Genomic DNA, 484 nt, shown 5'->3' on the forward strand with positions numbered 1-484 from the left:
TGAAACAGGAGTAGACGGCGGCTATTGTGCCAGCCGCTTGATAGGACATGAGAACGGATTGTATTCCATTGGATTTCCGATGCCGGGAGAAAATAACGGAAACGGAACAGCTTCGCCGGGAATCCCGCTTCCGGGAGAAACGCCATGGCGCACCATTACAATTGGAGAAACGCTTGCTCCGATAGTGGAGACCACCATTCCGTTTGACTTGGTTAAGCCAAAATATGAGGCATCTAAAGAATACCAGTACACAAAAGGCACTTGGAGCTGGATCATCAAGATGGATAATAACACCACTTTTCCTGTTCAAAAGCAATATATTGATTTCAGCGCTTTAATGGGATATGAAACCATTTTAGTCGATGCGCTTTGGGATACGCAGATAGGCCGAGATAAAATAGAAGAATTAGCGGCATACGGCGCTCAGAAAGGCGTTGGGCTTTATTTGTGGTACAATTCAAACGGGTATTGGAATGATGCTCCG

General features: G+C 45.9%; 1 protein-coding gene. It reads left to right on the plus strand.

From position 1 onward, the window contains the following. Positions 1-484: glycoside hydrolase family 97 catalytic domain-containing protein (locus DM397_RS00405; protein ID WP_204251852.1), on the plus strand; the 484-nt coding region annotated here is incomplete at both ends.

Source organism: Flavobacterium nitrogenifigens (assembly GCF_003254565.1).
GTDB classification, from domain to species: Bacteria; Bacteroidota; Bacteroidia; order Flavobacteriales; family Flavobacteriaceae; genus Flavobacterium; species Flavobacterium nitrogenifigens.